This window comes from Citrobacter sp. Cf125 (assembly GCF_030333935.1).
GTDB lineage: Bacteria > Pseudomonadota > Gammaproteobacteria > Enterobacterales > Enterobacteriaceae > Citrobacter > Citrobacter freundii.
The window spans coordinates 194,642-221,455 of the sequence record NZ_JAOWEY010000022.1; the positions used below are offsets into that span (position 1 = coordinate 194,642).

At 52.0% G+C, this 26,814-nt stretch carries 20 protein-coding genes; 9 read left to right on the forward strand and 11 right to left on the reverse strand.

Annotated features, from left to right (window positions below; translation table 11 throughout):
* The first annotated feature begins 164 nt into the window (after positions 1-164).
* Genes fdnG through fdnI form a run of 3 tightly spaced genes read left to right on the forward strand, consistent with a single transcriptional unit; the run spans position 165 to position 4,761 of the window.
* Complete coding sequence (gene fdnG, locus OGV89_RS05075; RefSeq protein ID WP_016150294.1) at positions 165-3,215, forward strand: formate dehydrogenase-N subunit alpha; 3,051 nt, start codon at positions 165-167, stop codon at positions 3,213-3,215.
* 12 nt (positions 3,216-3,227) lie between these two features.
* Positions 3,228-4,115: a formate dehydrogenase subunit beta gene (gene fdxH, locus OGV89_RS05080; RefSeq protein WP_200002921.1), complete on the forward strand. Its 888-nt coding sequence runs from the start codon at positions 3,228-3,230 to the stop codon at positions 4,113-4,115.
* Positions 4,108-4,761, forward strand: a complete 654-nt coding sequence (gene fdnI, locus OGV89_RS05085; protein ID WP_003843753.1) for a formate dehydrogenase-N subunit gamma — start codon at positions 4,108-4,110, stop codon at positions 4,759-4,761. Before fdxH ends, fdnI begins: the two co-directional genes overlap by 8 nt.
* A 122-nt stretch (positions 4,762-4,883) precedes the next feature.
* Here the strand turns inward: fdnI and OGV89_RS05090 are convergent, their stop codons facing one another.
* The 3 genes from OGV89_RS05090 to cybB form a co-directional block, all read right to left on the reverse strand.
* Positions 4,884-6,152, reverse strand: a complete 1,269-nt coding sequence (locus tag OGV89_RS05090; protein WP_003843755.1) for a Y-family DNA polymerase — start codon at positions 6,150-6,152, stop codon at positions 4,884-4,886.
* 2 nt (positions 6,153-6,154) lie between these two features.
* The gene (locus OGV89_RS05095; RefSeq protein ID WP_003020321.1) at positions 6,155-6,574 is read right to left on the reverse strand and encodes a translesion error-prone DNA polymerase V autoproteolytic subunit; all 420 of its coding nucleotides are present in this window, start codon (positions 6,572-6,574) and stop codon (positions 6,155-6,157) included.
* Positions 6,575-6,746: 172 nt separating this feature from the next.
* Positions 6,747-7,277: a cytochrome b561 gene (gene cybB, locus OGV89_RS05100; RefSeq protein ID WP_044700084.1), complete on the reverse strand. Its 531-nt coding sequence runs from the start codon at positions 7,275-7,277 to the stop codon at positions 6,747-6,749.
* Positions 7,278-7,466: 189 nt separating this feature from the next.
* On the opposite strand from cybB, the gene gap reads away from it, so the two are divergent.
* Positions 7,467-8,468 carry a type I glyceraldehyde-3-phosphate dehydrogenase gene (gene gap / locus OGV89_RS05105; RefSeq protein ID WP_003020325.1) on the forward strand — a complete coding sequence of 334 codons (1,002 nt, stop codon included), beginning with the start codon at positions 7,467-7,469 and terminating at the stop codon, positions 8,466-8,468.
* A gap of 126 nt (positions 8,469-8,594) precedes the next feature.
* Positions 8,595-9,521: an alpha/beta hydrolase gene (locus OGV89_RS05110; RefSeq protein ID WP_003840844.1), complete on the forward strand. Its 927-nt coding sequence runs from the start codon at positions 8,595-8,597 to the stop codon at positions 9,519-9,521.
* Positions 9,522-9,562: 41 nt separating this feature from the next.
* Here the strand turns inward: OGV89_RS05110 and aldA are convergent, their stop codons facing one another.
* The 3 genes from aldA to hrpA all read right to left on the reverse strand — a co-directional run bounded on the left by aldA (position 9,563) and on the right by hrpA (position 15,982).
* The gene (gene aldA, locus OGV89_RS05115) at positions 9,563-11,002 is read right to left on the reverse strand and encodes an aldehyde dehydrogenase (RefSeq protein ID WP_032949368.1); all 1,440 of its coding nucleotides are present in this window, start codon (positions 11,000-11,002) and stop codon (positions 9,563-9,565) included.
* Positions 11,003-11,201: 199 nt separating this feature from the next.
* The gene (locus OGV89_RS05120) at positions 11,202-11,999 is read right to left on the reverse strand and encodes a YdcF family protein (protein ID WP_171820670.1); all 798 of its coding nucleotides are present in this window, start codon (positions 11,997-11,999) and stop codon (positions 11,202-11,204) included.
* Positions 12,000-12,079: 80 nt separating this feature from the next.
* Positions 12,080-15,982, reverse strand: coding sequence for an ATP-dependent RNA helicase HrpA (gene hrpA, locus OGV89_RS05125; protein WP_088902228.1), 3,903 nt, complete (start codon positions 15,980-15,982; stop codon positions 12,080-12,082).
* Between the two features lie 201 nt (positions 15,983-16,183).
* Here hrpA and azoR point away from each other — a divergent pair, with 201 nt between their 5' ends.
* On the forward strand, positions 16,184-16,789 hold the full coding sequence (gene azoR / locus OGV89_RS05130; RefSeq protein ID WP_003843763.1) for an FMN-dependent NADH-azoreductase: 606 nt from the start codon (positions 16,184-16,186) through the stop codon (positions 16,787-16,789).
* Positions 16,790-16,832: 43 nt separating this feature from the next.
* Here azoR and OGV89_RS05135 read toward each other — a convergent pair whose 3' ends face one another.
* The 4 genes from OGV89_RS05135 to OGV89_RS05150 form a co-directional block, all read right to left on the reverse strand.
* Complete coding sequence (locus OGV89_RS05135; protein WP_003020344.1) at positions 16,833-17,024, reverse strand: hypothetical protein; 192 nt, start codon at positions 17,022-17,024, stop codon at positions 16,833-16,835.
* Between the two features lie 122 nt (positions 17,025-17,146).
* The gene (locus OGV89_RS05140; RefSeq protein WP_003843764.1) at positions 17,147-17,473 is read right to left on the reverse strand and encodes a YdbL family probable chaperone protein; all 327 of its coding nucleotides are present in this window, start codon (positions 17,471-17,473) and stop codon (positions 17,147-17,149) included.
* Between the two features lie 7 nt (positions 17,474-17,480).
* Positions 17,481-17,672: a YnbE family lipoprotein gene (locus OGV89_RS05145; protein ID WP_003020350.1), complete on the reverse strand. Its 192-nt coding sequence runs from the start codon at positions 17,670-17,672 to the stop codon at positions 17,481-17,483.
* Positions 17,669-20,308, reverse strand: a complete 2,640-nt coding sequence (locus tag OGV89_RS05150; protein ID WP_003840832.1) for a YdbH family protein — start codon at positions 20,306-20,308, stop codon at positions 17,669-17,671. Before OGV89_RS05150 ends, OGV89_RS05145 begins: the two co-directional genes overlap by 4 nt.
* A gap of 615 nt (positions 20,309-20,923) precedes the next feature.
* Here OGV89_RS05150 and OGV89_RS05155 point away from each other — a divergent pair.
* Both OGV89_RS05155 and hslJ read left to right on the forward strand, forming a co-directional pair.
* Entirely contained in the window at positions 20,924-21,913 is a 990-nt protein-coding gene (locus OGV89_RS05155; protein ID WP_003020354.1) for a 2-hydroxyacid dehydrogenase, read from the forward strand.
* Between the two features lie 112 nt (positions 21,914-22,025).
* Positions 22,026-22,445, forward strand: a complete 420-nt coding sequence (hslJ, locus tag OGV89_RS05160; RefSeq protein WP_003840829.1) for a heat shock protein HslJ — start codon at positions 22,026-22,028, stop codon at positions 22,443-22,445.
* A gap of 13 nt (positions 22,446-22,458) precedes the next feature.
* Here hslJ and OGV89_RS05165 read toward each other — a convergent pair whose 3' ends face one another.
* Positions 22,459-22,725, reverse strand: a complete 267-nt coding sequence (locus OGV89_RS05165) for a putative hemolysin (RefSeq protein WP_003020360.1) — start codon at positions 22,723-22,725, stop codon at positions 22,459-22,461.
* A 274-nt stretch (positions 22,726-22,999) separates the two neighbouring features.
* Here OGV89_RS05165 and nifJ point away from each other — a divergent pair, with 274 nt between their 5' ends.
* A complete protein-coding gene (nifJ, locus tag OGV89_RS05170) occupies positions 23,000-26,524 on the forward strand; it encodes a pyruvate:ferredoxin (flavodoxin) oxidoreductase (protein WP_086529271.1) in 3,525 nt (1,174 codons plus the stop codon).
* The last annotated feature ends 290 nt before the right edge of the window (positions 26,525-26,814 follow it).

The window sequence follows — 26,814 nt, forward strand, 5'->3', positions numbered from 1 at the left end:
CGGCAACCAACCTGACATGATCAATTTTTACCAATCCATACCCCAGGCTTACAGCATTAATATGCTCCCACGTCAATAACCACTAAAAGTTAATGGTTTATAAAACAATTTAACCTTACAATAACCATACTTTTTCATGTCTTAAGTTTAAGCTGGAGAAAAAAATGGAGCTCAGCCGGAGGCAGTTCTTTCGAATCTGCGCGGGCGGTATGGCAGGAACAACTGTTGCATCTCTCGGATTCTTATCATCTTTTTCCGTTCACGCGGAAACCCGTCAATACAAACTCTTAAAAGCAAAAGAGACACGTAATAACTGTACGTACTGCTCAGTAGGCTGCGGCATGCTGATGTACAGCCTTGGCGATACAGCCAAAAACGTCAAAGAAAGTATCTACCATATTGAGGGCGATCCGGATCATCCGGTGAGCCGTGGATCGTTGTGCCCTAAAGGCGCTGGCGTGCTGGATTATATTCATAGTGAAACCCGTCTGCAGTATCCCGAATATCGCGCACCGGGTTCGGATAAATGGCAGCGTATTAGCTGGGATGATGCGATTAATCGTATTGCCCGACTTATGAAAGATGACCGCGATGCCAACTTTATTGAGAAAAATGCCCAGGGCGTTACCGTCAACCGATGGTCCACCACGGGCATGCTATGCTCCTCAGCGGCAAGTAATGAAACCGGGATCCTCGACGGTAAATTTGCTCGCGGACTAGGTATGGTCGCTATCGACTGTCAAGCACGGTTATGTCATGGCCCCACCGTTGCTGCTCTTGCACCAACGTTTGGACGTGGTGCGATGACCAACAACTGGGTCGATATTAAAAATGCCAACGTAGTGCTTATTATGGGCGGTAATGCCGCTGAGGCACATCCGGTAGGCTTTAAATGGGTAGTCGAAGCGCAAACTAAAAACGACGCCACCGTGGTGGTAGTCGACCCGCGTTTTAACCGTAGTGCCGCCGTCGCCGATCTGTATGCGCCAATACGCGCGGGTTCCGACACCGCATTCCTGCTCGGTGTAATCCGTTATCTGCTCGAAAACAACCAGGTGCAGCACGACTATGTGCGCCATTACACCAACGCCAGCCTGATTATCCGTGATGACTATCAGTTCGACGACGGCTTGTTCAGTGGCTATGACGATAAAAAGCGCCAGTACGATAAATCGAGCTGGTTCTATCAGCTTGACGAACAGGGTAATGCCCTGCGTGATGAAACATTGTCTCATCCACGCTGCGTGTGGAATTTGCTGAAAGCCCACGTCGACCGCTATACGCCAGAAATGGTTAACCGGTTGTGTGGGACCTCAGTGGCAGATTTCAATCGTATCTGCGAAATTCTCGCCAGCACCAGCGTGCCTGACCGCACCGCTACTATTCTGTATGCGTTGGGTTGGACACACCACTCCGCCGGGGCACAGATTATCCGCGCCGCCGCTATGCTCCAGTTGCTACTGGGCAATATAGGCATGGCGGGCGGTGGCGTTAACGCCTTACGTGGCCACTCCAATATTCAGGGCTATACCGATCTTGGTTTGTTGTCGACGAACCTGCCGGGCTATATGCCGCTGCCGTCGGAAAAACAGCCAGACTACCAGACCTATATTTCGCAAATCACGCCGCCTGCGCTAGGCGTGAATGAGGTCAATTACTGGCAAAATACGCCGAAGTTCTTTGTTAGCATGATGAAAAGTTTCTGGGGCGACAATGCAACAGTGGAAAATAACTGGGGCTACGACTGGCTACCTAAATGGGATCGCCTGTATGACGTAATGACCCAGGCTGAATTGATGCTCGAAGGGAAGATTAATGGTTACATCGTTCAGGGCTTCAATCCGCTGGCGGCGTTTCCAGATAAAAACAAATCAACTCGCGCGCTTTCAAAACTGAAATATATGGTGGTTATCGATCCGCTGGTCACTGAGTCGTCCAATTTTTGGCAAAATCATGGCGAGATGAACGATGTAAACCCGGCAGATATTCAGACCGAAGTTTTCCGTCTGCCCTCTTCCTGTTTTGCTGAAGAAAATGGTTCAATCGCTAACTCTGGGCGTTGGTTGCAGTGGCACTGGGCTGCGGCAGAACCACCAGGTGAAGCCTTACATGACGGGAAGATCCTCGGTCGCCTGTTTATGCGGCTGCGCGAGTTGTATCAACAGGAAGGTGGAGCGAATCCGCAACCCTTGTTGAATATTGCCTGGAATTATAAAGATCCATACGACCCACACCCAGAAGAGATTGCGCGTGAAGCAAATGGCCAGGCGCTTGAAGACCTTTATGATGACAAAGGCCAGCTTATAGCCAAAAAAGGCCAGCAGCTCAGCAGCTTTGCACAGTTGCGCGATGACGGCTCGACCAGCAGTTTCTGCTGGGTCTACTGCGGAAGCTGGACAGAACAAGGCAACCAGATGGCCAATCGCGACAACAGCGATCCGTATGGTCTGGGCTGCACACCGGGCTGGGCGTGGTCATGGCCTGCCAACCGCCGTATTCTCTACAATCGCGCTTCGGCCGATCCATCAGGAAAACCGTGGGATCCCAAACGAACCCTGCTGCATTGGAATGGCAAAAAATGGGCCGGTATGGACGTAGCCGACTACGGCCAGGCCGCACCGGGCAGCAACGTTGGTCCGTTTATCATGAATCCGGAAGGCGTAGCGCGTCTGTTCTCCATCGACAAAATGAACGACGGGCCATTCCCGGAACATTACGAACCCATTGAGTCGCCTATTGGTACCAACCCGCTGCACCCGGATGTTGTATCCAGCCCGGTTGCGCGTATCTACCATGACGATATCGCCAATATGGGTAAAGCGGATGCCTTCCCGTACGTCGCCACAACTTACTCCATTACCGAACTGTTCCGCCACTGGACCAAACATGCGCTGCTCAACGCCATTGCTCAACCCGATCAATTCATCGAAATCGGTGAGGCGCTGGCGAGCAAAAAAGGCATTGCGGCAGGTGATACGGTGAAAGTGATGTCGAAACGCGGCTTTATCAAAGCGAAGGCGGTGGTCACCAAACGTCTGCAAACGCTGACGATCGATGGTAAGCAAGTCGATACTATCGGTATCCCTTGTCACTGGGGCTTTGAAGGCGCCACACGCAAAGGGTTCCTCGCCAATACGTTAACGCCATCGGTGGGTGACGCGAACTCGCAAACACCGGAGTATAAAGCGTTTCTGGTCAACATCGAGCGAGCGTAAGGAAGGGAACTCATGGCTATGCAATCACAAGATATTATTAAACGCTCGGCGACGAACAGCATCACGCCGCCGCCCCAGGCGCGGGATTACCGTGCAGAAGTGGCAAAATTAATTGATGTCACTACCTGTATTGGCTGTAAAGGCTGTCAGGTCGCCTGCTCAGAGTGGAACGATATTCGCGATGAAGTGGGCTACTGCAACGGCGTCTACGACAACCCGACCGATCTCAGCGCTAAGTCCTGGACGGTGATGCGCTTTAGCGAAACCACCCAGAACGACAAGCTGGAATGGCTGATCCGCAAAGACGGCTGCATGCACTGCGCCGATCCCGGCTGTTTGAAAGCCTGTCCATCCGCTGGAGCAATCATTCAGTATGCCAACGGGATTGTCGACTTTCAGTCCGAGCACTGTATTGGCTGTGGCTACTGCATTGCTGGCTGCCCGTTCAATATTCCGCGACTTAATCCCGAAGATAACCGGGTCTACAAATGTACGCTGTGTGTTGACCGGGTCAGCGTGGGCCAGGAACCGGCCTGCGTGAAAACTTGTCCGACCGGCGCTATCCAGTTTGGCACCAAAAAAGAGATGCTCAATGTAGCGGAAACTCGCGTGGCGCAGTTGAAAAAACGCGGCTATGCCAATGCGGGCATCTACAACCCACAAGGGGTCGGCGGCACCCACGTGATGTATGTACTTCATCACGCGGATCAACCATCGCTGTACCACAATCTGCCGGATGAGCCAAAAATCGCCGCACCAGTGAACCTCTGGAAGGGGATTTTAAAACCACTCTCCGCCGCCGGATTTATCGTCACCTTTGCCGGGCTGATTTACCACTACGTGGGAGTCGGCCCAAACAAAGAGACGGATGATGATGAAGAGGAGAACGGTCATGAGTAAAAGCAAAATGATTCTGCGCACCAAATTCATCGACCGTGCTTGTCACTGGACGGTGGTAATAAGCTTCTTCCTGGTGTCGCTTTCCGGTATTGCGCTGTTCTTCCCGACGTTGCAATGGCTCACCGAAACTTTCGGTACACCGCAAATGGGGCGAATTCTACATCCGTTTTTCGGGGTGATGATTTTCATCGTGCTGATGTTTATGTTCGTCCGTTTTGTACACCACAACATTCCCGATAAACAGGACCTTCCCTGGATTAAAGGGATCGTTGAGGTACTTAAAGGCAATGAGCATAAAGTCGCTGATGTGGGGAAATACAACGCAGGGCAGAAAATGATGTTCTGGAGCATCATGAGTCTAATTCTGGTATTACTGATTACCGGCGTTATTATCTGGAGGCCCTACTTTGCCCATTATTTCTCAATTAACATTGTTCGTTGGAGTTTGTTAATCCACGCGACAGCAGCCATTGTGCTGATCCACGCCATTCTGATCCATATGTACATGGCGTTTTGGGTAAAAGGTTCAATTAAAGGGATGATCGAAGGGAAAGTGAGTCGACGCTGGGCGAAGAAACACCATCCTCGCTGGTATCGTGAGGTTGAACTTAATGAAGAAAAAGCACCGGAATTAGAGTCTAAATAAAAGCAATAAGGCCGCTGTTATTCAGCGGTCTTATTCTCTCAATGGCCCAGTGATATACTGCGGCGCTGCAAGACCTGATTATCAGGCGAATAAAAGGCCCTCCATTCAATAATGAACAAACCCTATCCAACCCGCAGCAAATCACTGTATCTCGTGGTATAACGCGGTGAGAGCATATCTCGCTTCATCGCCCACGGTTGTTGTATACCTTGTCCGGCAAAATAGAGCGTTCCTTTACCCTTTTCAGCATTGAGCGTATCCAGAACGGCCATCAGCTTATCGCTGTTATGCCGTGGAGCGTTGTCATCAAAAAGATTCAACTGTGCAACACCTGAGCTAAAAAAATCGCCCAGCATGACCCCTGCTTTTTGATAACGTAGCCCCTCTCGCCATATTGCGTCCAGGCTACATGTGGCCGCCCTTATAATTTCCCGACTATCCTGGGTTGGTGTCAGCAGTTTTATCGATGCGCTGTTACCGTAATACGGTTCATTCAGGGAAAATGGGCTGGTTTTGATAAACGTAGAGATAAACCGGCAGAACTGGTGCTCTCTGCGCAGCTTTTCCGCAGCACGTGAAGCATAGGTACAAATTGCCTCTCGCATCGCGTTGTAATCCGTGAGTTTTTCACCAAACGATCTTGAGCAGATAATTTCCTGCTTAACTGGTGCAAACTCCTCCAGCTCCAGGCAAGGTTCACCGCGCAATTCCCGCACAGTGCGCTCAAGCACAACGTTGAAATGTTTGCGGATAAAGCGAATATCGGTATCTGCCAGGTCGCAGACCGTTTTAATGCCCATAGCGTCAAGTTTTTTACTGATACGGCGTCCAACACCCCAGACTTCATCAACCGGGAGCGCAGTCATCAGCTTACGCTGGCGCTCAATATTCGAGAGATCCACCACCCCGCCAGTCTGTTCCTGCCACTTTTTGGCAGCATGGTTAGCCAGCTTGGCCAGGGTTTTGGTCTGGGCGATACCGACCCCAACCTTGAGGCGTGTTTTTTGTAAAATGGTTGCTCTGATTTCCCGACCAAAATCCGTCAGATCCCGGCAGTTTCGCACGCCCGTTAAATCGCAAAAGGCTTCATCAATACTGTACATCTCCACGCGCGGCGACAGCTCCTCCAGAATCGACATCACCCTGCTGCTCATATCCGCATACAATTCGTAGTTCGAACTAAAACAGAACACGCCATAGCGCCTGAACAGATCTTTCTGTTTGAAATATGGTGCGCCCATATTAACGCCAAGCGCTTTTGCCTCCGCACTACTGGCAATGACACAGCCATCGTTATTTGAAAGAACGACAACGGGTTTGCCCTTAAGATCGGGCCGGAATGCCGACTCACAGCTGGCATAAAATGAATTAACATCCACCAGCGCAAACATAATCAGCCCGCAGATTTAATGATGAATGTCACCACGCCAAATATATCCAGCGTGTCCTCGCTGCCGATCATGATCGGCGCGTAGGCGCTGTTCTCTGGCTTCAACATCACCACCGGATGCAATTGCAGGCGCTTAACGGTGAATTCGCCTTCAATAGCAGCAACCACAATGTCTCCGTGGGCCGCTTTTCTGGCACTGTCGACTACCAGCAAGTCGCCAGCACCGATCCCTGCCCCCATCATGGAGTCGCCAGACGATTTAACAAAATAGGTTGCGCTGGGATGCTGCACCAACAGATCGTTGAGATCGATACGTTTCTCAACGTAATCCTGCGCAGGAGAGGGAAAACCGCAGGGCACGAGATCGCTAAATAGCGGGAAGTGTTTGATTTCGCGGTGTTCAACTGGCTGGAAAAACAACATAATAATCTGCCTCTCATATAACTGCATTTATATACAGTAGTTTTAATGAAGACAGTGATCAAGTGACAAGTGTGGCGAATTGAGCGTTGTTTAACCATCTTGTCGATAAGCTTTTATGATGTCTGGAAAAATAATCGGCTAAAAAAATGCCCCACATTTGCGGGGCATTACCTCAGGAGCGTTTTCGCGGCATCATGCGCAACAACGTATTGTCCTTCCAGAAATAGTGATGCATCAGGGCAGCACCAGCATGCAGAGCAATAACAAAATAACCCAGGTTGGCCAGCGTCACGTGCCAGGACTTCAGCATATCCACTAAATCAAAGTTCGCCTCTGGCGCATGCGGCATAACGATGCCGAATGCAATCCACGGGTTACCCCGGTTGTACATCATCACCAGCCCAATAATCGGCAGGACAATAAACAACAGATAGATAACCAGATGCCCCAGATGCGCCATTCCGGTCATCATCGGCTTCGGTTTTGGCACAATCGGCGGAGCCGGGTATTTCAGCCTGACCAGCAGACGCGCCACCATCAGTGTTAAAATAGTGATACCGCAGGAGACGTGCACCATGTTGAACAAGGGGCGATAGCTGCGCGGGAAAAATCCGCGAAACTCCATGGCGCTGTACGCCACAATAACCAACAAAAAGACCAGCCAGTGAATACCGATTTGCAGGCCAGAATACTTATTCCCCATAACACTTCCTGAATAAAAACAATAATGCGTCAACATAACGGGCTTTTGTTAAAAATTCATTAACTTTTGTTCACCCATTTTCAGTCGCTTACGCTTAACCGCAAGAACCGCTATTGCCGAGGATGCCTGTCTGGACTAAGCCTGGTAGGGAAAATATGTCGTACCGCCTCATCCTGACAGGAGAAAACCATGAGTAAAATTGGCATTAACGGTTTTGGTCGTATCGGTCGTCTGGTATTGCGTCGACTACTGGAAGTCAAAAGCAACGTGGAGGTTGTGGCCATTAATGACCTCACCTCGCCCAAAATTCTCGCCTATCTGTTAAAGCACGATTCAAACTACGGCCCGTTTCCCTGGAGCATCGACTTTACCGAAGACGCGCTGATTGTCGACGGTAAAAAAATCGCGGTTTACGCAGAAAAAGAGGCCAAAAATATCCCATGGAAAACCACTGGCGCTGAGATAATCATCGAGTGCACCGGTTTTTATACCTCGACAGAAAAAGCCAACGCGCACCTGGATGCAGGGGCCAAAAAAGTGCTGATATCCGCCCCGGCTGGCGATATGAAAACCATCGTCTTTAACGTCAACGACGATACAATGGATGCGAACGATCGGATTATCTCGGTCGCATCGTGCACCACTAACTGCCTCGCACCGATGGCGAAAGCCCTGCACGACAGCTTCGGTATTCAGCTTGGCACCATGACCACCATCCACGCCTACACGGGAACGCAGTCGCTGGTTGATGGACCTCGCGGGAAAGATCTGCGCGCCTCACGGGCAGCAGCGGAGAATATCATTCCCCATACCACCGGAGCCGCCAAAGCCATTGGTCTGGTCATTCCGGCATTGAGCGGAAAATTAAAAGGCCACGCCCAGCGTGTTCCGGTGAAAACAGGATCCGTCACGGAACTGGTATCGGTATTGGGGAAAAAAGTCACTGCTGAAGAGGTCAACAACGCGCTGAAAAAAGCCACGCAAGACAATGAGTCATTTGGTTATACCGATGAGGAAATCGTCTCGTCAGATGTCATTGGCTCGCATTTCGGTTCGGTATTTGATGCGACACAAACCGAAATTACCGAAGTGGGCGATCTGCAACTGGTAAAAACAGTCGCCTGGTACGATAACGAATACGGTTTTGTCACCCAACTTATTCGTACGCTGGATAAATTTATCAAGCTCTAATGTTCTGGCGGAGGCTCGCCTCCGCCCTCTTTCATTTCCCGCGAATTCAATACGTTGTGAGTCTCTCCCCGTTTTCGATTCACTGACTGTGCTATAGCTAACCTTTGCCACTGAGGGAGCATAGTAATGGAAGCACTGAGTCGTGAAACGTTAGAAAACATGATGGAGCAAGCCGTTGCTAAGGCCACCACCGTCTCATTCTGGCCGCAGGGTGAAGCCCCCGGAGCAAAAAACAGCGATGCGGTGTTTACGCCTGAACCCCGACATACAGGAACATCTCAGTATGATCGTGCGGTCACCGGTATTCGCGCCCCGGAAATTACCGTTTATGCCCCCGCAAAACCTAACGGCATAGGGATCCTTGTCACGCCAGGCGGCTCTTATCGTCGCGTGGTGATGGATAAAGAAGGCAGCGTACTGGCACCGTTCTTTAACGCTCGCGGTTATACCCTGTTTGTGATGACCTACCGTATGCCGGGTGATGGCCATGAGGAAGGCGCAAACGCGCCGCTGGCCGATGCCCAGCGCGCCATGCGCTACATTCGCGCCAACGCCCATGAATGGAAAATTAACCCTGATCGTATCGGTGTGTTGGGCTTCTCTTCCGGTGGTCACGTGGCCGCCAGTCTGGGAACCCGGTTTGCCGAAACGGTTTATACGCCGATAGATAACGTAGACGAGCAACCTGCGCGCCCTGCGTTTATGGCACTGGTGTACCCGGTTGTCACTCTGCGCGAAGACATCGGTCACCCGGGATCTCGTCTTGAGCTGGTTGGCGCTAAGCCCGAAAAGGAAGATCTGCGCCACTATTCTCTGGAAGAACGCGTGGATAGCACAACGCCGCCGACATTCCTGCTACACGCCATTGACGATCCGGCGGTGAAGGTAGAAAACAGCCTGGTCTTCTTTAATGCGCTACGTGAGCAGGGCGTTCCGGTCGAAATGCATCTGTTTGAACGCGGTAAGCACGGATTTGGTATTCGCGATGCGCAAGGGTTACCGCTGGCCATCTGGCCGGAAATGATGATGAACTGGGTAGCCACTAAAGTGTGAAGATGGCGCCGGGTGGCGTAAAGACTCACCCGGCGAAAAACTTAGGACTGCAGATACACCACTTGCGTTTGCAGGTATTCGTTCAGGCCATGTTTACCATCAGCCCCGCCAATCCCGGACTTACGCCAGCCAGCGTGGAAGCCCTGCATCGCCTCGAAGTTTTCACGATTAATATAGGTTTCGCCAAACTTCAGCCCCTTAATCGCCTTCATTGCCGTATTCAGATTCTGCGTATAGATCGATGAGGTCAGACCGTAGTCGCTGTCATTGGCCATTGTCAACGCCTGTTCCAGCGTATCAAACGCCACCACCGGCAGCACCGGACCAAACGTCTCCTCGTGCATAATCGCCATCTCCTGGCGCACGTCTAACAGTAACGTCGGCGGGTAGTAATAACCTTTGCCGATAACAGCCTTACCGCCCAGCACCACTCTGGCCCCTTCCTGCACCGCTCGTGCGACTTTCTGCTCCACACGATCCAGCGCAGCGGCGTTAATCAGCGGCCCCATCGCAATGTCATTGCGTTCGGCCGGATTGCCAAACTGCACGGCTTTCATCGCCTCACCCAAACGATTAACGAACTGGTCATAGATACCTTTCTGAACGTATACGCGCTCAGCACAGTTGCATACCTGTCCGGTATTGATCACCCGCGAGTCAACAATGGCCTTCACCGCCAGCTCAAGATCAGCATCGTTCATCACGATAGCCGGAGCTTTACCACCCAACTCCAGACAAACTTTAGTGATGTTTTTGGCCGCTGCGGCCATAATTTTCTCGCCCGCGCCGACGCTGCCGGTCATACTCACCATCGCCACCTTGGGGTTTCCGGCCAGCTCCTGACCGACCGTTTCACCGCGTCCCAGCACCAGATTAAAGACCCCGCGCGGTAAACCAATGTCATCAACAATTTTGGCAAAGGCGATGGCGTTATTCGGTGTGAATTCACTCGGCTTAATGACTATGGTATTCCCCGTCAGCAAGGCGGGAGCCAGTTTGCGGGCAATCAGGAAAAACGGGAAGTTCCACGGCAGAATGCCCGTCGTCACGCCCAGTGCACGCTTAAACAGCAGGATATTCTCACCCGGGCGATCGCTTTGCAGGATCTCACCTTCATAGCGACGCGCCCACTCCGCCATGTAATCGATATAGTCGGCGGTAAACGCGACCTCAACGTCAGCCAGTTGTCGAATTTTTCCACCTTCCGCCACAATCAACGCGCTGATTTCATCGGCTCGCTGGCGGATACCCGCAGAAATTTTGCGTAACCAGTTTGCCCGTTCAATGGCAGGCAACGCTTCCCATTGCGGCTGAGCGCGATCCGCGGCATCGATCGCTTTACGTGCGTCTTCGGCACGCCCATCGGGAATACGCGAGATAATCTCTTCCGTGGCCGGATTGACGACATCAATCCAGGCGTCATCGTGCCAGGTCACAAACTGCCCATCGATATACATAGGATGTTGTACGGGTACTGACATGCGGCTCTCCTGTGATTGATTTGTTTTCAACAAGTAAAACTATTGTTAATTAATATCAATCATGCATGGCGCATTATCGCTGGAGTGGCGGTTCTGTGAACTGCTTCATAAAAGCGCCTGGCAAAGTGATTATGAAGAGAAAAAACGGGTGGGCTTTCTGCCCGTTTGCCGTAAAACGACGACAAACGGGCAGAAAGGATTACAGAGAACGGCTCTCAAGTAAGTCGGTCAGCGCGGTATCATTTTTTAGCTGCTGCCAGGCTTGCTCAACGTCCTGAGGAATATCAACATGGGCGATAAAATCGCGGCCGCAAGGCCCGTAGCCGGTTGCATCATCACGCAGGCGCGGAAGCTCACCGGTAATGAGAGACAGGTAACGATCCACCGACCACAGACCTTCGGCGGTCGGGGCAAAATCCACGCCGTCGCCCTGCTCAATCAACTCGGGGACAAAACCGGGGAAACTGATCCAGCGTGGGGCCTGAGGGTCGTCACGCGTGACGCGTTCAAATGTCGCCATGGTGCGGCGCTGCATGGTAGGGTCTTGCACCACAATGACGGTCCCCATGGTTTGGGTCGCCTGACGCAGTAACGCACAGCTAAACCGGGCGTTCTCCCCACAGTTGGTGGACTGATCCTCTACCCAAATCTTCTCACCAGGAATGTGCCAGAACTGGTGCGCGATATCGGCAAGGATCGCCGCTTCCGCGCGACCAGTGGTACGAATCGTGTGGTAGCGTGGATGCTCTGCGATGGCGGCATACAGAAAGGTCGTTGAGTGACCGATACCGCCGCTAATCAGCAAGGGAACCTGTTGCTCTTTCGCTATCCGACAGGCTGCATCGATGGTCGGGATCACTGCGTTCCCGGCCAGAATCACGCAATCTGTCTGCACCGTAATATTTTCAGCGAAATCATTTTGCGCCAGCCATTGCCCCACGGTGTTAATCGCCGCAAGGGTGCTAGCGGAAAGTGGCGGAAACTGTCTCATGTTCATGACTCCTGGAATTTATGCTTTACCGGATACAGATGCCGGATGACGACTACGCCTTATCCGGCCTACGGTCCAGCACTGCGTTAACCCGTAATCTGATCCATTGCCTGCAGGATACGCTTATCCGAAATCGGATACGGCGTGCCAAGCTGCTGGGCAAAGTAGCTGACGCGTAGCTCTTCTATCATCCAGCGGATCTCTTTGACATCGTCATCTTCGCGGCGCGCGGGCGGCAGTTTATTGAACCACTGCTGCCAGGCCTGCTGCACGCTGTCCACTTTCAGCATCTGCGCGCGATCGCGGTGTGGATCGATGGCCAGTTTCTCCAGCCGTTTTTCAATCGCCTGCAAATAACGCAGCGTATCGCCCAGACGTTTGAAACCGTTGCCGGTAACAAATCCGCGATACACCAGTCCGCCCATTTGCGCTTTGATATCCGCAAGCCCCAGCGCCATGGTCATATCCACGCGCCCTTTCAGACGTTTGTTGATATTAAACACTGCGGTCAGGATCTGTTCGACCTGCTTCGCAATCTCCACCACCGTATCGTTCAGTTCAGCCCGCACTTTTTCATGCAACGCCGCAAAGCCTTCTTCGGTCCACACCGGACCACCGTTGGCGTCAATTAACTGATCCACACCGCAGGAGATACAGTCGTCTATCAAATCCAGAACTTTACCGTACGGGTTAAAGTACAGTCCCAGCTTGGCTTTATTGGGCAGCTTCTCGTGCAAATATTTGATTGGCGAAGGAATATTCAGCAGCAACAGGCGGCGTAAACCGCACCACATCGCCTGCTGTTGTTCCAGCGGATTATCAAACAGTTTGATGGCAACGCTGTCACGCTCATCGACCAGCGCCGGCCACGCTTTCACCTTATAGTTACCGCGTTTTTGTTCGTAACTTTCCGGAAGCCGGCCGAAGCTCCAGATGTGCAATCCACTCTGTTCGATACCGTCATCGGCCACCGCAGACAATGTTTCCTGAACTTTGCCCTTCAGCGCATCTTTCAAATCCTGTAGCGAACGCCCTTCCTGCAGCTTCTTGTTCTTATCATCCACCACCCGGAAGGTGATTTTTAGGTGATCGGGCACCTGATCCCAGTGCCAGTCTTCACGGTCAACGGTGACGCCGGTCATGCGGCGCAGTTCACGCTCCAGCGAGTCCAGCAGCGGCAGTTCCAGCGGCGTCACTCGGCCTAAAAACGCTTCCGCATAGTTCGGTGCGGGTACAAAGTTGCGTCGTACCGGTTTTGGTAACGACTTAATCAGGGCGATCACCAGTTCGCGGCGCAGCCCTGGAATTTGCCATTCAAAACCGCTCTCGTCGATCTGGTTGAGCAGCGGGAGTGGAATATGTACGGTCACACCGTCCGCATCGGCTCCGGGTTCGAACTGGTAGCTCAGGCGCAGCTTAAGGTTACCCTGATGCCAGAAGTTCGGATAATCCAGCTTACTGATTTTCTCCGCGCCCTCTTTGATGAGCATGCTCTTTTCAAAGTTGAGCAGATCCGGCGTCTCGCGGCTGACCTTTTTCCACCAGTTATCAAAATGGCGGGCAGAAACCACCTCATGGCTGATACGTTGGTCGTAGAACTCAAACATCGTTTCGTCATCGACGAGAATGTCACGGCGGCGTGATTTGTGCTCTAACTCTTCCACCTCCGCTCGTAGTTTCAGGTTATCGCGGAAAAACGCATGGCGCGTTTGCCAGTCACCTTCCACCAGCGCATGACGAATGAACAGTTCACGCGATAACGCAGGATCGATCTGACTGTAATTCACCTTACGGGCCGCAACAATCGGTAAGCCGTAGACAGTGACTTTTTCTGTCGCCATCACAGCACCCTGCGCGCGTTCCCAGTGCGGCTCACTGTATGAACGTTTGATCAGATGCTGGGCTACCGGCTCCACCCATTCAGGATCGATACGCGCGGCAATGCGTCCCCACAAGCGGCTGGTTTCCACCAACTCCGCTACCATCGTCCACTTCGGCGGTTTTTTGAATAAACCTGACCCCGGGAAGATCGAGAAGCGAGCGTTACGCGCCCCGGTAAACTCCTGTTTATCGGTATCTTTCATCCCGATATGAGACAGTAAACCGGTCAGCAACGCGACGTGGATCTCCCGATATTCAGCAGGTTCGCTGTTAACCGGAATACCCAACTCTTTCACCACCTGGCGCAGTTGTGTGTAGATATCCTGCCACTCTCGCACGCGCAGATAGTTCAGAAAGTCGACTTTGCACTGGCGACGAAACTGGTTTGACGACAACGCTTTTTGCTGCTCGCCGAGATAGTTCCACAGGTTCACAAACGCGAGGAAATCAGACTCTTTGTCGTGGAAACGGCGGTGCTTCTCGTCGGAAGCCTGCTGCTTGTCCATTGGACGCTCGCGCGGATCCTGAATGGACAGTGCCGAGGTAATGATCATCGCCTCACGTACGCAGCCATGTTTTTGCGCTTCCAGCACCATGCGCGCCAGACGCGGATCCACCGGCAGTTGCGACAGCTGACGGCCCAACGGCGTTAACTTGTAAGCGGTTGCCTGTTCGTCGGTGGTTATCGCCCCCAGCTCTTCGAGCAGGCGTACACCGTCCTGAATATTGCGCTTATCCGGCGCTTCAACAAACGGGAACGCCGCGATATCGCCCAGCCCCAACGCGGTCATCTGCAAAATAACGGATGCCAGGTTGGTACGCAGGATCTCCGGGTCGGTAAACTCCGGACGCGACAGGAAATCGTCTTCGGAATACAGACGAATACAGATCCCTTCCGAAACACGACCGCAGCGGCCTTTACGCTGGTTGGCAGAAGCCTGCGACACCGGTTCAATCGGCAAGCGCTGAACTTTGGTGCGGTAACTGTAGCGACTGATACGCGCGGTGCCTGGATCAATGACGTATTTGATTCCCGGAACGGTCAGCGACGTTTCTGCCACGTTGGTCGCCAGCACGATACGGCGACCACTGTGCGACTGGAATACACGGTTCTGCTCACTGTTTGAAAGACGCGCATACAGCGGCAACACTTCGGTGTGGCGTAAATCCAGTTTATTCAGGGCATCGGCGGTATCACGGATTTCACGTTCGCCGCTCATGAAGATCAGAATGTCGCCCTGACTTTCACGGCCTAGCTCATCTACGGCATCAAAAATCGCCTGCAGTTGGTCACGCTCGGTGTCATCTGCATCTTCAACAATCGGGCGATAGCGCACTTCCACCGGATACGTTCGGCCGGAGACTTCGATAATCGGCGCGTTATTGAAATGCTTTGAAAAGCGTTCAGGATCGATGGTCGCCGAAGTGATGATAATTTTTAGATCCGGGCGACGCGGCAGAAGTTCTTTCAGATAGCCGAGCAGAAAGTCGATATTCAGACTGCGTTCATGCGCTTCATCGATGATGATGGTGTCGTACTGCATCAGCAGTCGATCCTGCTGGATTTCCGCCAGCAGGATACCGTCCGTCATCAGCTTGACCATGGTGTTATCACTGACATGATCGCTGAAACGAACTTTATAACCAATACAGCCGCCCGGCTCGGTCTGCAGCTCTTCCGCAATACGGTTCGCCACGGTGCGCGCCGCCAGACGACGCGGTTGGGTATGGCCGATCAGCCCTTTTACCCCGCGCCCCAGTTCCATACAGATTTTGGGTAACTGGGTGGTTTTCCCCGAGCCGGTCTCGCCAGCAACAATCACCACCTGATGATCGCGAATTGCGTCCAGAATATCCTGTTTTTTCTGGCTGACGGGCAGGTTTTCCGGATAGCTGATTTCCGGACGCGCCGCTTCACGCAGCACAACTTTACCGGCTGCCTGCTCAATCTCTTTCGCCATCTCCTGGTAAATGGCCTGTTGTGCATCAGGATTTTTAACCTTCTTCACGCCGTGCAGGCGGCGGGCAAAACGCTGTCTGTCACGCAGCATCAATGAATCCAGCTGTTGCTGCAACATGTTGAAGGTTAATTTTTGTTGTTCTGTCATAGCGTTAAAAGGCAGTGCTCTGCCGGGTTAAATCTCTTTTAGATGATGGGTATAGAGTACCACATCGGCGCTTTTCATGTGTTGTTCAATAATTTCGAACATAGGATTCGATATATTGCGCTATCACTGCGACAGGATTGTGAATAAAGTGTCAACAAGCAACGGGGCTCACCCCCTTCAAACACATAAAAGGAAACACCCATGAGCAAGGTATTAGTTCTTAAATCCAGTATTCTGGCAGGGTACTCTCAGTCTGGTCAGTTGTCTGATTATTTTGTTGAACAGTGGCGTGAAAAGCACTCTGCTGATGAAATCACTGTCCGTGACCTGGCAGCAAATCCTGTACCGGTACTGGATGGCGAACTGGTGGGTGCGATGCGCCCGAGCGATGCACCGCTGACGCCGCGTCAGCAGGAAGCGCTGGCGCTGTCCGATGAGCTGATTGCTGAGCTGAAAGCGCATGATGTGATTGTTATCGCCGCGCCGATGTACAACTTCAACATCCCAACTCAGTTGAAAAACTACTTTGACTTGATTGCCCGCGCTGGTGTGACTTTCCGTTATACCGAGAAAGGCCCGGAAGGTCTGGTGACGGGTAAACGCGCTGTGGTGCTGACCAGCCGTGGTGGTATCCATAAAGATACACCAACCGACCTGATCACGCCGTACCTGAACGTATTCCTGGGCTTTATCGGCATCACCGACGTGAATGTCGTCTTTGCTGAAGGTATTGCTTACGGCCCGGAAGTGGCGTCTAAAGCACAATCCGACGCGAAAGCCGCTATCGACAGCGTAGTCGCTGCCTGATAATTTCCCCTCTCACCGTCCGGTGAGAGGGTTTCTCCGGCACTTACTTCTTTACCTGTACCCGTATCTGTTTGCCGTGAATGCGATTAATATCACGCCAGATGGTTGCATAATCCCTGCATTTCGCCAGATTCTCTTCCCAGCAATGAAGCAAAAATTGTTCAGGCTCCGCGACATCCCGGCTTAACAGTTTGAATACCCAACGATTCCAGACATACCACTTGAGAAGCCACATGATTTCACCCCACAACGCGACCGGTGTTGGACTATATCAGCATCCATTTTATGCCGTGTGGCAACTATTGCGATGTCGATGAGTAAGTCAGCGTCGTGACCAGGGGTTGTGTACAAAGAGATTTATTCTTTCCGCAACCACTTACCATTTATACCCTGAACGTATTCACCCGGTTTAGCGCGAGCAACCAGCTTTTGCCCGGCCATTTTTGCTACTTCATCTGGCGGAATATTATTGCTCTCTGCCACTTGCTGATAGCTGGCGTTGCGCGCTTTATTAATCTCACTCACCAGTGCCTGCGTTTCAGCATCGGTTTGCAATGCAACCAGATAGCCATTGAGCGTTTCTCCTACTCGACCCTGAGTTCTGGCTTCATTCAGGGTCAATGCCCACGCATTGCTACTGAGTAAACTCAGAACGACCAGCGCCACTGCAAACTGTTTTCTCATCATGACCTCAGAACAAATCGCTGCGCGATTTCAATAAGCTTTCGACGTCTTTATCAACTTTGATATGGATCTCATGCTCGATTTTGACGTTCATATTAATAGTGATGGGCTCTTTTGGCGCAGCCACTTCGATTCTGGGAGTGCACCCTACCAGCAGAGATGAAGCCAGCAGACCCAGCATGGCAGCTATCGTTTTCATTGTTGTTCCTCACATTCCTTGCCTTCCGGGCAATGGGTTTCCGGCAGCGCTGCATTTTGTTCAAGCCATGCCTGTAAATTGTCGCCAAAACGCAAGCTGCGCCATAGCGTAAAGACGTTTTCCTCGTGGGTATAATTCAAATTAACTGTACCTACTTTGCCATCCACCCGACTATTGCCAGTCACGGTTGACTGCATGGTTAAGACACCGAGGTTATCCAGATTTATTTTCGTCCACGAATGGCTTATTTCCATATAACGCAGCCAGTTAATGGCCGCCCCCGCCGCCATGTTATCTTTGACGACCGCATCAGCGGTATCCTTATCAATACGCAACGTCATCGGCCCTGGATTAGTCAACCAGCCGTCTTTAATGATCCATTTTTCATTATCCAGCCATAATGGCAACGCGCCACTGACCGGGCCAGACATGGCGAACTGTTTGGGGTTAACCGCACTGATAAGCTCGCTGGAAGAGATATTCTGCACTCGCAATAAGGCCGGATCGTGCTGCGGCATCCGCAGTTGCTGCATGATGATTTTGCCCCCCAGCAGGTCAGCGCTGACATCGCTCAACAGTAACGGGTTGTTTTCACTCCAGGGGTATGCCCCCTGCAGATCGGCGGCGATATTTTTCACCGTCACCTGATTCACCACTTCCGCAATACGCAATGAAATAGGTCCACGCGTACCCAGTTGCCATGCACCTTCACTAAACCGGAAAGGCAATACAAAATCGACACCGTTGATTTGGTTATCGGGCATCCAGGCGCTACCGCCTTTTAACACTCCATGACCGCCCGCTTCAAAGCCCTGCTCCGGGGCTGCCGAAAACGCGACCTGCGCATACAGCTCACCTTCTCGTAGCTTCATTTTCCAGTCAGGTGGGATCAGCGGTTGGAATACGGTGAGCGATTGTTTTGGCCACCAGGCCTGTCCGCGCAGACGGATACCGTCCCAACGACCATTCAACTGTACGGGCCCAATCGCCCCAGCGTGAAGCTGGCCTTTGAACTGGAAGATTGTCGGATCGCTACCATCGACGCTGAACTTCAGCGTCGATGGTGGTAACACGCTTCCCCCGGTGAAGGTGGTGTTCCCTGCGTCCAGCGACAGCGCGCCGCTAAATGTCGGTTTGGTTGCATCCCGCACCCAGACTATCGGTTCGTCCATCACCAGGCGTGGGTTTTCCACCTTCATCGTACCGTATTGCAAATGATCAAATCCGGTGGAAAGATCAAATAGCTTCAGGGTGTTGTCATGCCATTCCCCCTTACCCGCTACGTCCCAACGGGCATGCATCGGCGTAAAGCTGCCTTCACCCCAATATCGCCACTGCCAACGACCAGCATCAGGAAGAAAATCATTTGCCAAGCCATCCAGATGCAGTTCAAAGCCCCCCATCTGGTTTTCATGCGCACGTAAAATAGCCTGCAGACGCCCATCCACACCGCGTTGCGTGACTTTTACCCCTGCCAGCGGCCAGCGAATCTCGTCAATATCCAGCGAATCAATCACCCGCCCACGTGAGCGCAGCAGCGCCCCTGGCTCGAAAGCCAATTGCGGATCGTTCAGACTTCCGGTGAGTCTCGCGGGTAATTTCGCGTAGAAGATCAGATCGCCCTGTTTCGCTTCACCGGTCAACTGTAGCGGCATCTCGCTACTATCCATGCCAAGCTTACCCGGCCCCAGCGTTAATACGGCATTTCCTTTACCGGCGTCGCCATGCGTCAGAACATTCAGACGCCCACTCACCACCGCGTTTTCCAGTCCTGCCTGCCAGTTTTCAACTTTCATGCCCAGCCGGCCACTTAACGGGAATCCCTGATAAGGCCAGTTCCAGCGTCCGTCGCTGATGGTCAGTTGCTGGCGTGTTATTTCCCACGGAAGGTCAAGCAGCGGATCGGCATTATCCCGCGCCATGACGATCAGTTGTCCGCTGTTTTGTTGCCACTCCAGTTCGGCGTCCACAAGCGTAGGTTCTTGCGGCAAACTTAACGTCGCAACCGCATGACCGCTTACCGGCAGTCCATCGGGCACCAGTGGCATAGTAAATTCACCGACCAGTCTTACCGGCGGCTGGCCTTCAAATGCCGCAACATCCAGCTCAGTTACTGTGAGGTTTTGCCCGTGCAAACGCCCCTGGAATTTAACTTTTTCCCCCTGGTAACGCAGCTGTTGAGTGGAGGGAGTGAGCGAGAGTGACAGTTTTCCCTGCCATTCCTGCCATGGAGAGAGAATAAGTTTGTCGATGTTAATCCAGGTATTAGGCAGCATTGACTGCCATTCAGCCAGCGTTTTGGGCGCTACTGGCGACGGCTCTGTCTGTGGCAATTTGGCCAGGCAAGCTGAGTCCAGCTCGATGGTCCCGACATTCAGCAACCAGCGGCTGGGGTGAGACAGATCCGCCTGAGTAATGCGCGCTAGCGGACAATCTTCAACCAGATAGCGGAGTTCAGGTATATGTAACCCATGCCGTGTCAGCCGCGGGCTCTCGTCCAGCGCGATGCGTGTTCCAACGGGTAACCAGATACCCACCAACGTAGGCACCCACAGGCCAAGCGTCATCACTAGCGTCAGCGGCACGAGAATCAATAATAAGAGGAGTGCCAGAACGGCTTTATATTTACCCTTCATGGGTAGTTAATATCCTGATTTAGCAAAAATTTAAGCCGGTTTAGGCCCGTATTGTGGCATGTTTAACTGGATATGCCCACATTAAGGATAGATAACCGTTTTATAGGCACGCTGTTACACGTGCCGTCGGGGATATTAAGATTCAGACTCAATGGGGCCTCAGTTGTCCATCGCTATGTTTAGGTCCTATACGACCAGCTTCTATCAGAATTTCTTCAATGAGTTCTTCGAGGCACTCCCTACCATGATGATCGCAGACCAGATGTACCTGCCGGGAAATCTCATCAGGTTTCATACCATCACATAATGCCGCCTTCAGCATTAAGGTGGCCCATCGTTTTGCTTCAGAGTGAGTTAGCATGACTCCTCCCGATATTTGCTACCTGTATAAGCGTAGCTGTCAGGATGTGATTCGGCTGGCTTTTTAACCACGTTGTCTTTACCGGCATGAGCTGGATGAAAATTCTCCAGTTGTTGAAAACGCGTAATCTGCCCACACTAACCAGATATACGTTGGAATTATTCATTACGTCTATGACTATCAATAACTTTTTATATTTTGTAAAATAATTTGAATTGGATTAATGTGACGTCAAAATCACTGGAGAAAGTCTTATGAAACTCGCCATCTATAGTACAAAACAGTACGACAAGAAGTATCTGCAGCAGGTTAACGAGGCTTTTGGTTTTGAACTTGAATTCTTTGACTTTCTGTTGACGGAAAAAACAGCCAAAACCGCCCATGGCTGCGAAGCCGTGTGCATTTTCGTCAACGACGATGGTAGCCGCCCTGTTCTGGAAGAGCTGAAAAAGCATGGCGTGAAATATATCGCGCTACGTTGCGCCGGGTTCAACAACGTCGATCTCGACGCTGCAAAAGAGCTGGGTATGCAGGTCGTACGTGTGCCAGCCTATTCACCGGAAGCCGTCGCTGAGCATGCGATTGGCATGATGATGACGCTGAATCGCCGCATTCACCGCGCTTATCAGCGTACCCGTGATGCCAACTTCTCTCTTGAAGGGCTGACCGGCTTTACCATGTATGGCAAAACGGCTGGGGTGATCGGTACCGGTAAAATCGGTATTGCGGCCCTGCGGATCCTGAAAGGTTTTGGTATGCGCCTGCTGGCGTTTGATCCCTACCCAAGCGCTGCTGCGCTGGAGTTAGGCGTTGAATATGTCGATCTTAAAACGCTATTTGCCGAGTCCGATGTCATCTCTCTGCACTGCCCGTTAACACCGGAGAATTATCATCTGCTCAATCATGAAGCCTTTGAGCAAATGAAAAACGGCGTGATGGTTATTAACACCAGTCGTGGTGCATTGATCGACTCGCAAGCCGCTATTGATGCGCTGAAAAACCAGAAAATTGGTTCTCTGGGTATGGACGTGTATGAAAACGAACGCGATCTGTTCTTTGAAGATAAATCCAATGACGTGATTCAGGATGATGTGTTCCGTCGTCTGTCGGCCTGTCATAACGTGCTGTTTACCGGGCACCAGGCGTTCCTGACCGCCGAAGCGTTAACCAGCATTTCTGAGACTACGCTACAGAATCTGGCACAAATCTCCAAAGGCGAAACCTGTCCAAACGCCCTCTTCTGATTTCCGTGCTCCCCTGGATTCAGGGGAGCATTTTCAGACAATCACCGATGATAAAACACTCAGTATCATTATTATATTGAATGTATTCCCGTCACAAACCCAGAGAAATAGAATGAAGAAAGTTGTCACGTTGATTGCGCTCAGCATGCTGATGGCTGGCTGTGTGAGCAATGGAAAAGTGTCCGTCAATCGCGAACAGTTGCAGCATCACCGCTTCGTTTTGCAGAGCGTCAATGGCAAGCCGGTAACCGTCGCCAATAACCCACCTGAATTAAGTTTCGGTGAAAATATGACGGTGTCGGGAAAAATGTGTAATCAGTTCCATGGTCAGGGCAAGCTGTCCGACGGTGAATTAAAAGTGAAAGACATGGCAATGACGCGCATGATGTGCGCCGATCCACAGCTTAACGCGCTCGACGGCATCGTCAGCGAGATGTTTAAGCAAGGCGCACAAGTTGATCTGACTGCTGACCAGTTAACACTGGCTACGGCAGAACAAACGTTGACGTTTAAACTGGCAGATTTAATGTAGTAAAAGCAGTGGCTCAATAATTCCCACAGCTTCCGGCGGCAAGCGACTGCTCACTACAGCGTTTGCCGTTAGGTAATGCACACATGCCGATGGCAGAACCATCCAGTTGGCGTGCCACGGAGAGCGAACCTCCAATCATGGCGCAATTTGCCTCTCCAGAACTGGACATTGCGGCCTTCATCCCCGGTGCGACATGAGCGGCGGTTGCCTGCTGAACAGGTTCACTGCTGCACGCCGATAATAATAACGCGGCACACCCTACCCAAAACGCTGCGCGCATCTTACTCCCCTCTGAAAATTAACCAAACGACACAGCCATAAATAATAGGCAGCGGAAACATTGCCGTCGAGAGGCAAAATGCGCATTTATGCGTGCTGTTTACATTTTCTGGCAATTTTTTAGCTACTCCTTTGATCAAACCATTCATTCTGATTATTCCCAGGACACAAAAGCGAAAATCTGTCTTTAGCGCTTTTGCTAAAATAGAAAGATAACTACAGGATCCGCCGCGGTTACGCGGGTCCCTCTTTTTGCGCAATGTAAGGGTGTCAGTATGATCACAATTGACGGTAATGGTGCGGTTGCTTCAGTCGCATTTCGTACCAGCGAAGTTATCGCCATCTACCCGATTACGCCCAGTTCGACAATGGCTGAACAGGCAGATGCCTGGGCCGGAAACGGGCTTAAAAACGTCTGGGGAGATACCCCTCGCGTCGTAGAAATGCAGTCAGAAGGCGGCGCAATCGCGACCGTTCACGGTGCATTGCAGACCGGTGCGCTCTCTACGTCGTTTACCTCATCGCAGGGCCTGTTGCTGATGATCCCAACGCTGTACAAACTGGCCGGTCAGTTGACGCCATTTGTGCTGCACGTTGCCGCGCGTACCATTGCTACTCATGCGCTGTCTATCTTCGGTGACCATTCCGACGTAATGGCAGTGCGCCAGACAGGGTGCGCGATGCTGTGTGCCAGCAGCGTGCAGGAAGCACAGGACTTTGCGCTCATTTCACAAATGGCCACTCTGAAAAGTCGGGTTCCGTTTATTCATTTCTTTGATGGTTTCCGCACATCGCATGAAATCAATAAAATTGTGCCGCTGGCCGATGACACGATCCTCAGCCTGATGCCGCAAGCTGAAATTGATGCGCATCGTGCCCGCGCGCTGAACCCTGAACATCCCGTTATTCGCGGGACATCTGCGAACCCGGATACCTACTTCCAGTCGCGTGAAGCGACAAACCCCTGGTACAACGCGGTTTACGAAAACGTCGAACAGGCGATGAACGACTTCGCCGCGGCGACGGGCCGCCAGTATCAACCCTTTGAGTATTACGGTCATCCACAGGCGGAACGTGTCATTATCTTGATGGGTTCTGCAATTGGTACCTGCGAAGAAGTCGTCGAAGAGTTACTTGCTCGTGGAGAGAAAGTTGGCGTCCTGAAAGTTCGGCTGTTCCGCCCATTCTCTGCCAAACATTTACTGCGCGCCCTGCCGGAAACCGTACGCAGCATCGCCGTTCTGGATCGCACTAAAGAGCCGGGTGCCCAGGCAGAACCGCTGTATCTGGATGTAATGACCGCGCTGGCGGAAGCCTTTAACTGTGGCGAGCGGGAAACCCTACCGCGCGTAATTGGCGGGCGTTATGGCCTTTCTTCCAAAGAGTTTGGCCCGGACTGCGTCATGGCGGTCTTTACTGAGCTGAGTAGCGCAAAGCCGAAACCTCGCTTTACGGTTGGTATCTATGATGATGTCACCAACCTGTCACTACCGCTACCGGAAAACACCCTGCCCGGTACCGCGAAGCTCGAAGCGCTGTTCTACGGTCTGGGCAGTGACGGCAGCGTGTCGGCCACCAAAAATAATATCAAGATTATCGGTAACTCGACGCCGTGGTATGCGCAGGGTTATTTCGTGTATGACTCGAAAAAAGCAGGCGGTCTGACGGTTTCTCACCTGCGCGTCAGCGAGCAGCCTATTCGATCAGCGTATCTGGTTTCACAAGCCGATTTTGTTGGCTGTCACCAACTGCAATTTATCGATAAGTATCAGATGGCCGAGCGCCTGAAACCAGGCGGGATCTTCCTGCTTAATACTCCTTACAACGTGGATGAAGTCTGGGCGCGTTTGCCGCAGGAAGTTCAGGCAGTACTGAATCAGAAGAAGGCCCGTTTCTACGTGATTAATGCGGCCAAAATCGCTCGCGAATGCGGTCTGGCAGCGCGTATTAACACCGTTATGCAAATGGCATTCTTCCATTTGACGCAAATCTTACCCGGCGACAGCGCGTTGGTTGAATTGCAGGGTGCGATTGCGAAAAGCTATAGCAGTAAAGGTCAGGATCTGGTTGAACGTAACTGGCAGGCGCTGGCTCTGGCGCGTGAATCCGTCGCCGAAGTGGCACTCCAGCCAGTTGACCCGCACAGCGCTAACCGCCCACCGGTGGTTTCTGATGCCGCGCCGGATTTCGTGAAAACCGTTACCGCGGCAATGCTCGCCGGTCTGGGTGATGCTCTTCCCGTATCCGCGCTGCCGCCAGACGGCACCTGGCCAATGGGCACCACGCGTTGGGAAAAACGCAATATCGCCGAAGAGATCCCCATCTGGAAGGAAGAGCTGTGTACCCAGTGTAACCACTGCGTTGCCGCTTGCCCGCACTCGGCAATCCGCGCCAAAGTGGTTTCACCAGAAGCGATGGAAAACGCCCCTGCCAGCCTGCATTCTCTGGATGTGAAATCACGCGATATGCGCGGTCAGAAATATGTCCTGCAGGTTGCGCCTGAGGATTGCACCGGTTGTAATCTGTGCGTCGAAGTGTGCCCGGCGAAAGACAGGCAGAATCCGGAGATCAAGGCCATCAATATGATGTCGCGCCTTGAGCATGTTGAAGAAGAAAAAGTTAACTACGACTTCTTCCTCAATCTGCCGGAAATAGACCGCACTAAACTGGAACGCATTGATATTCGTACCTCACAGTTGATAACGCCGCTGTTTGAATATTCCGGCGCCTGCTCGGGCTGTGGTGAAACGCCGTATATCAAGCTGCTTACGCAACTGTACGGCGACCGCATGCTGATCGCCAATGCGACCGGCTGTTCATCGATTTATGGCGGTAACCTGCCCTCAACGCCGTATACCACCGACGCTAACGGTCGTGGGCCCGCGTGGGCAAACTCACTGTTTGAGGATAACGCCGAGTTCGGTCTGGGCTTCCGTCTGACGGTAGATCAGCACCGTGTGCGCGTTATGCGTTTATTGGAACAGTTTGCCGATAACATTCCGGCTGAACTGAATGACGCCCTGCGCGCTGAAGCGACGCCAGAAGTACGCCGTGAACAAGTTGCCGCGCTGCGCCAGCACCTGAAAGATGTCGAAGGCGCACAGCAGCTGTTAACCGATGCCGACGCGCTGGTCGAGAAATCCATCTGGCTGATTGGCGGCGACGGCTGGGCTTACGATATTGGTTTTGGCGGTCTGGATCACGTCCTGAGCCTGACCGAGAACGTCAATATTCTGGTGCTGGATACTCAATGTTACTCCAACACGGGTGGACAAGCGTCGAAAGCCACGCCTCTCGGGGCTGTCACCAAATTTGGCGAACACGGCAAGCGCAAGGCGCGTAAAGATCTTGGCGTCAGTATGATGATGTACGGGCACGTGTATGTTGCACAGATCTCTCTGGGCGCACAGTTGAACCAGACGGTGAAAGCGATTCAGGAAGCAGAAGCCTATCCGGGTCCGTCGCTGATTATCGCCTATAGCCCATGTGAGGAGCACGGTTACGATCTCGCGCTAAGCCACGATCAGATGCGCCAGCTGACGGCGACCGGATTCTGGCCGCTGTACCGCTTTGATCCGCGTCGTGCAGATGAAGGTAAATTGCCGCTGGCGCTGGACTCTCGCCCACCGTCAGACGCGCTGGCCGAAACATTGCTTAACGAGCAGCGCTTCCGCCGCCTGAATGCCCAACAGCCAGAAGTTGCTGAGCAGCTGTGGAAAGACGCCGCCGCCGATCTGCAAAAACGCTACGACTTCCTGGCCCAACTGGCAGGTAAAGCAGAAAAGAGCGGTGCCGAGTAATACATTTATCTCAGTATTTGCCTGGAACCAAAAAAAAAGCCCGAACAGTTGTTCGGGCTTGTCAATTTATTCGCTGGCTAATTAATAATTACCATCAATATACCAACGAAAAATAAAACGTGACAATAAAGGCATATAACACGCGCAGAATAGCCCAACAAAATTCAATTGTATAATTTTTATTTTATATATTTTCACGCAACACATTCATCGAAATTATCATCATTTCCGTAGAATTATTTATTTAAGGTTTTACTTAAGGCGTAACAATTCATATTTATCTCTTTACG

Bases quoted from the DNA above. Each gene is read 5' to 3' on its own strand.
- fdnG (WP_016150294.1), top strand. From the start codon at position 165: ATGGAGCTCAGCCGGAGGCAGTTCTTTCGAATCTGCGCGGGCGGTATG.
- fdxH (WP_200002921.1), top strand. From the start codon at position 3,228: ATGGCTATGCAATCACAAGATATTATTAAACGCTCGGCGACGAACAGC.
- fdnI (WP_003843753.1), top strand. From the start codon at position 4,108: ATGAGTAAAAGCAAAATGATTCTGCGCACCAAATTCATCGACCGTGCT.
- OGV89_RS05090 (WP_003843755.1), bottom strand. From the start codon at position 6,152: ATGTTTGCGCTGGTGGATGTTAATTCATTTTATGCCAGCTGTGAGTCG.
- OGV89_RS05095 (WP_003020321.1), bottom strand. From the start codon at position 6,574: ATGTTGTTTTTCCAGCCAGTTGAACACCGCGAAATCAAACACTTCCCG.
- cybB (WP_044700084.1), bottom strand. From the start codon at position 7,277: ATGGGGAATAAGTATTCTGGCCTGCAAATCGGTATTCACTGGCTGGTC.
- gap (WP_003020325.1), top strand. From the start codon at position 7,467: ATGAGTAAAATTGGCATTAACGGTTTTGGTCGTATCGGTCGTCTGGTA.
- OGV89_RS05110 (WP_003840844.1), top strand. From the start codon at position 8,595: ATGGAAGCACTGAGTCGTGAAACGTTAGAAAACATGATGGAGCAAGCC.
- aldA (WP_032949368.1), bottom strand. From the start codon at position 11,002: ATGTCAGTACCCGTACAACATCCTATGTATATCGATGGGCAGTTTGTG.
- OGV89_RS05120 (WP_171820670.1), bottom strand. From the start codon at position 11,999: ATGAACATGAGACAGTTTCCGCCACTTTCCGCTAGCACCCTTGCGGCG.
- hrpA (WP_088902228.1), bottom strand. From the start codon at position 15,982: ATGACAGAACAACAAAAATTAACCTTCAACATGTTGCAGCAACAGCTG.
- azoR (WP_003843763.1), top strand. From the start codon at position 16,184: ATGAGCAAGGTATTAGTTCTTAAATCCAGTATTCTGGCAGGGTACTCT.
- OGV89_RS05135 (WP_003020344.1), bottom strand. From the start codon at position 17,024: ATGTGGCTTCTCAAGTGGTATGTCTGGAATCGTTGGGTATTCAAACTG.
- OGV89_RS05140 (WP_003843764.1), bottom strand. From the start codon at position 17,473: ATGAGAAAACAGTTTGCAGTGGCGCTGGTCGTTCTGAGTTTACTCAGT.
- OGV89_RS05145 (WP_003020350.1), bottom strand. From the start codon at position 17,672: ATGAAAACGATAGCTGCCATGCTGGGTCTGCTGGCTTCATCTCTGCTG.
- OGV89_RS05150 (WP_003840832.1), bottom strand. From the start codon at position 20,308: ATGAAGGGTAAATATAAAGCCGTTCTGGCACTCCTCTTATTATTGATT.
- OGV89_RS05155 (WP_003020354.1), top strand. From the start codon at position 20,924: ATGAAACTCGCCATCTATAGTACAAAACAGTACGACAAGAAGTATCTG.
- hslJ (WP_003840829.1), top strand. From the start codon at position 22,026: ATGAAGAAAGTTGTCACGTTGATTGCGCTCAGCATGCTGATGGCTGGC.
- OGV89_RS05165 (WP_003020360.1), bottom strand. From the start codon at position 22,725: ATGCGCGCAGCGTTTTGGGTAGGGTGTGCCGCGTTATTATTATCGGCG.
- nifJ (WP_086529271.1), top strand. From the start codon at position 23,000: ATGATCACAATTGACGGTAATGGTGCGGTTGCTTCAGTCGCATTTCGT.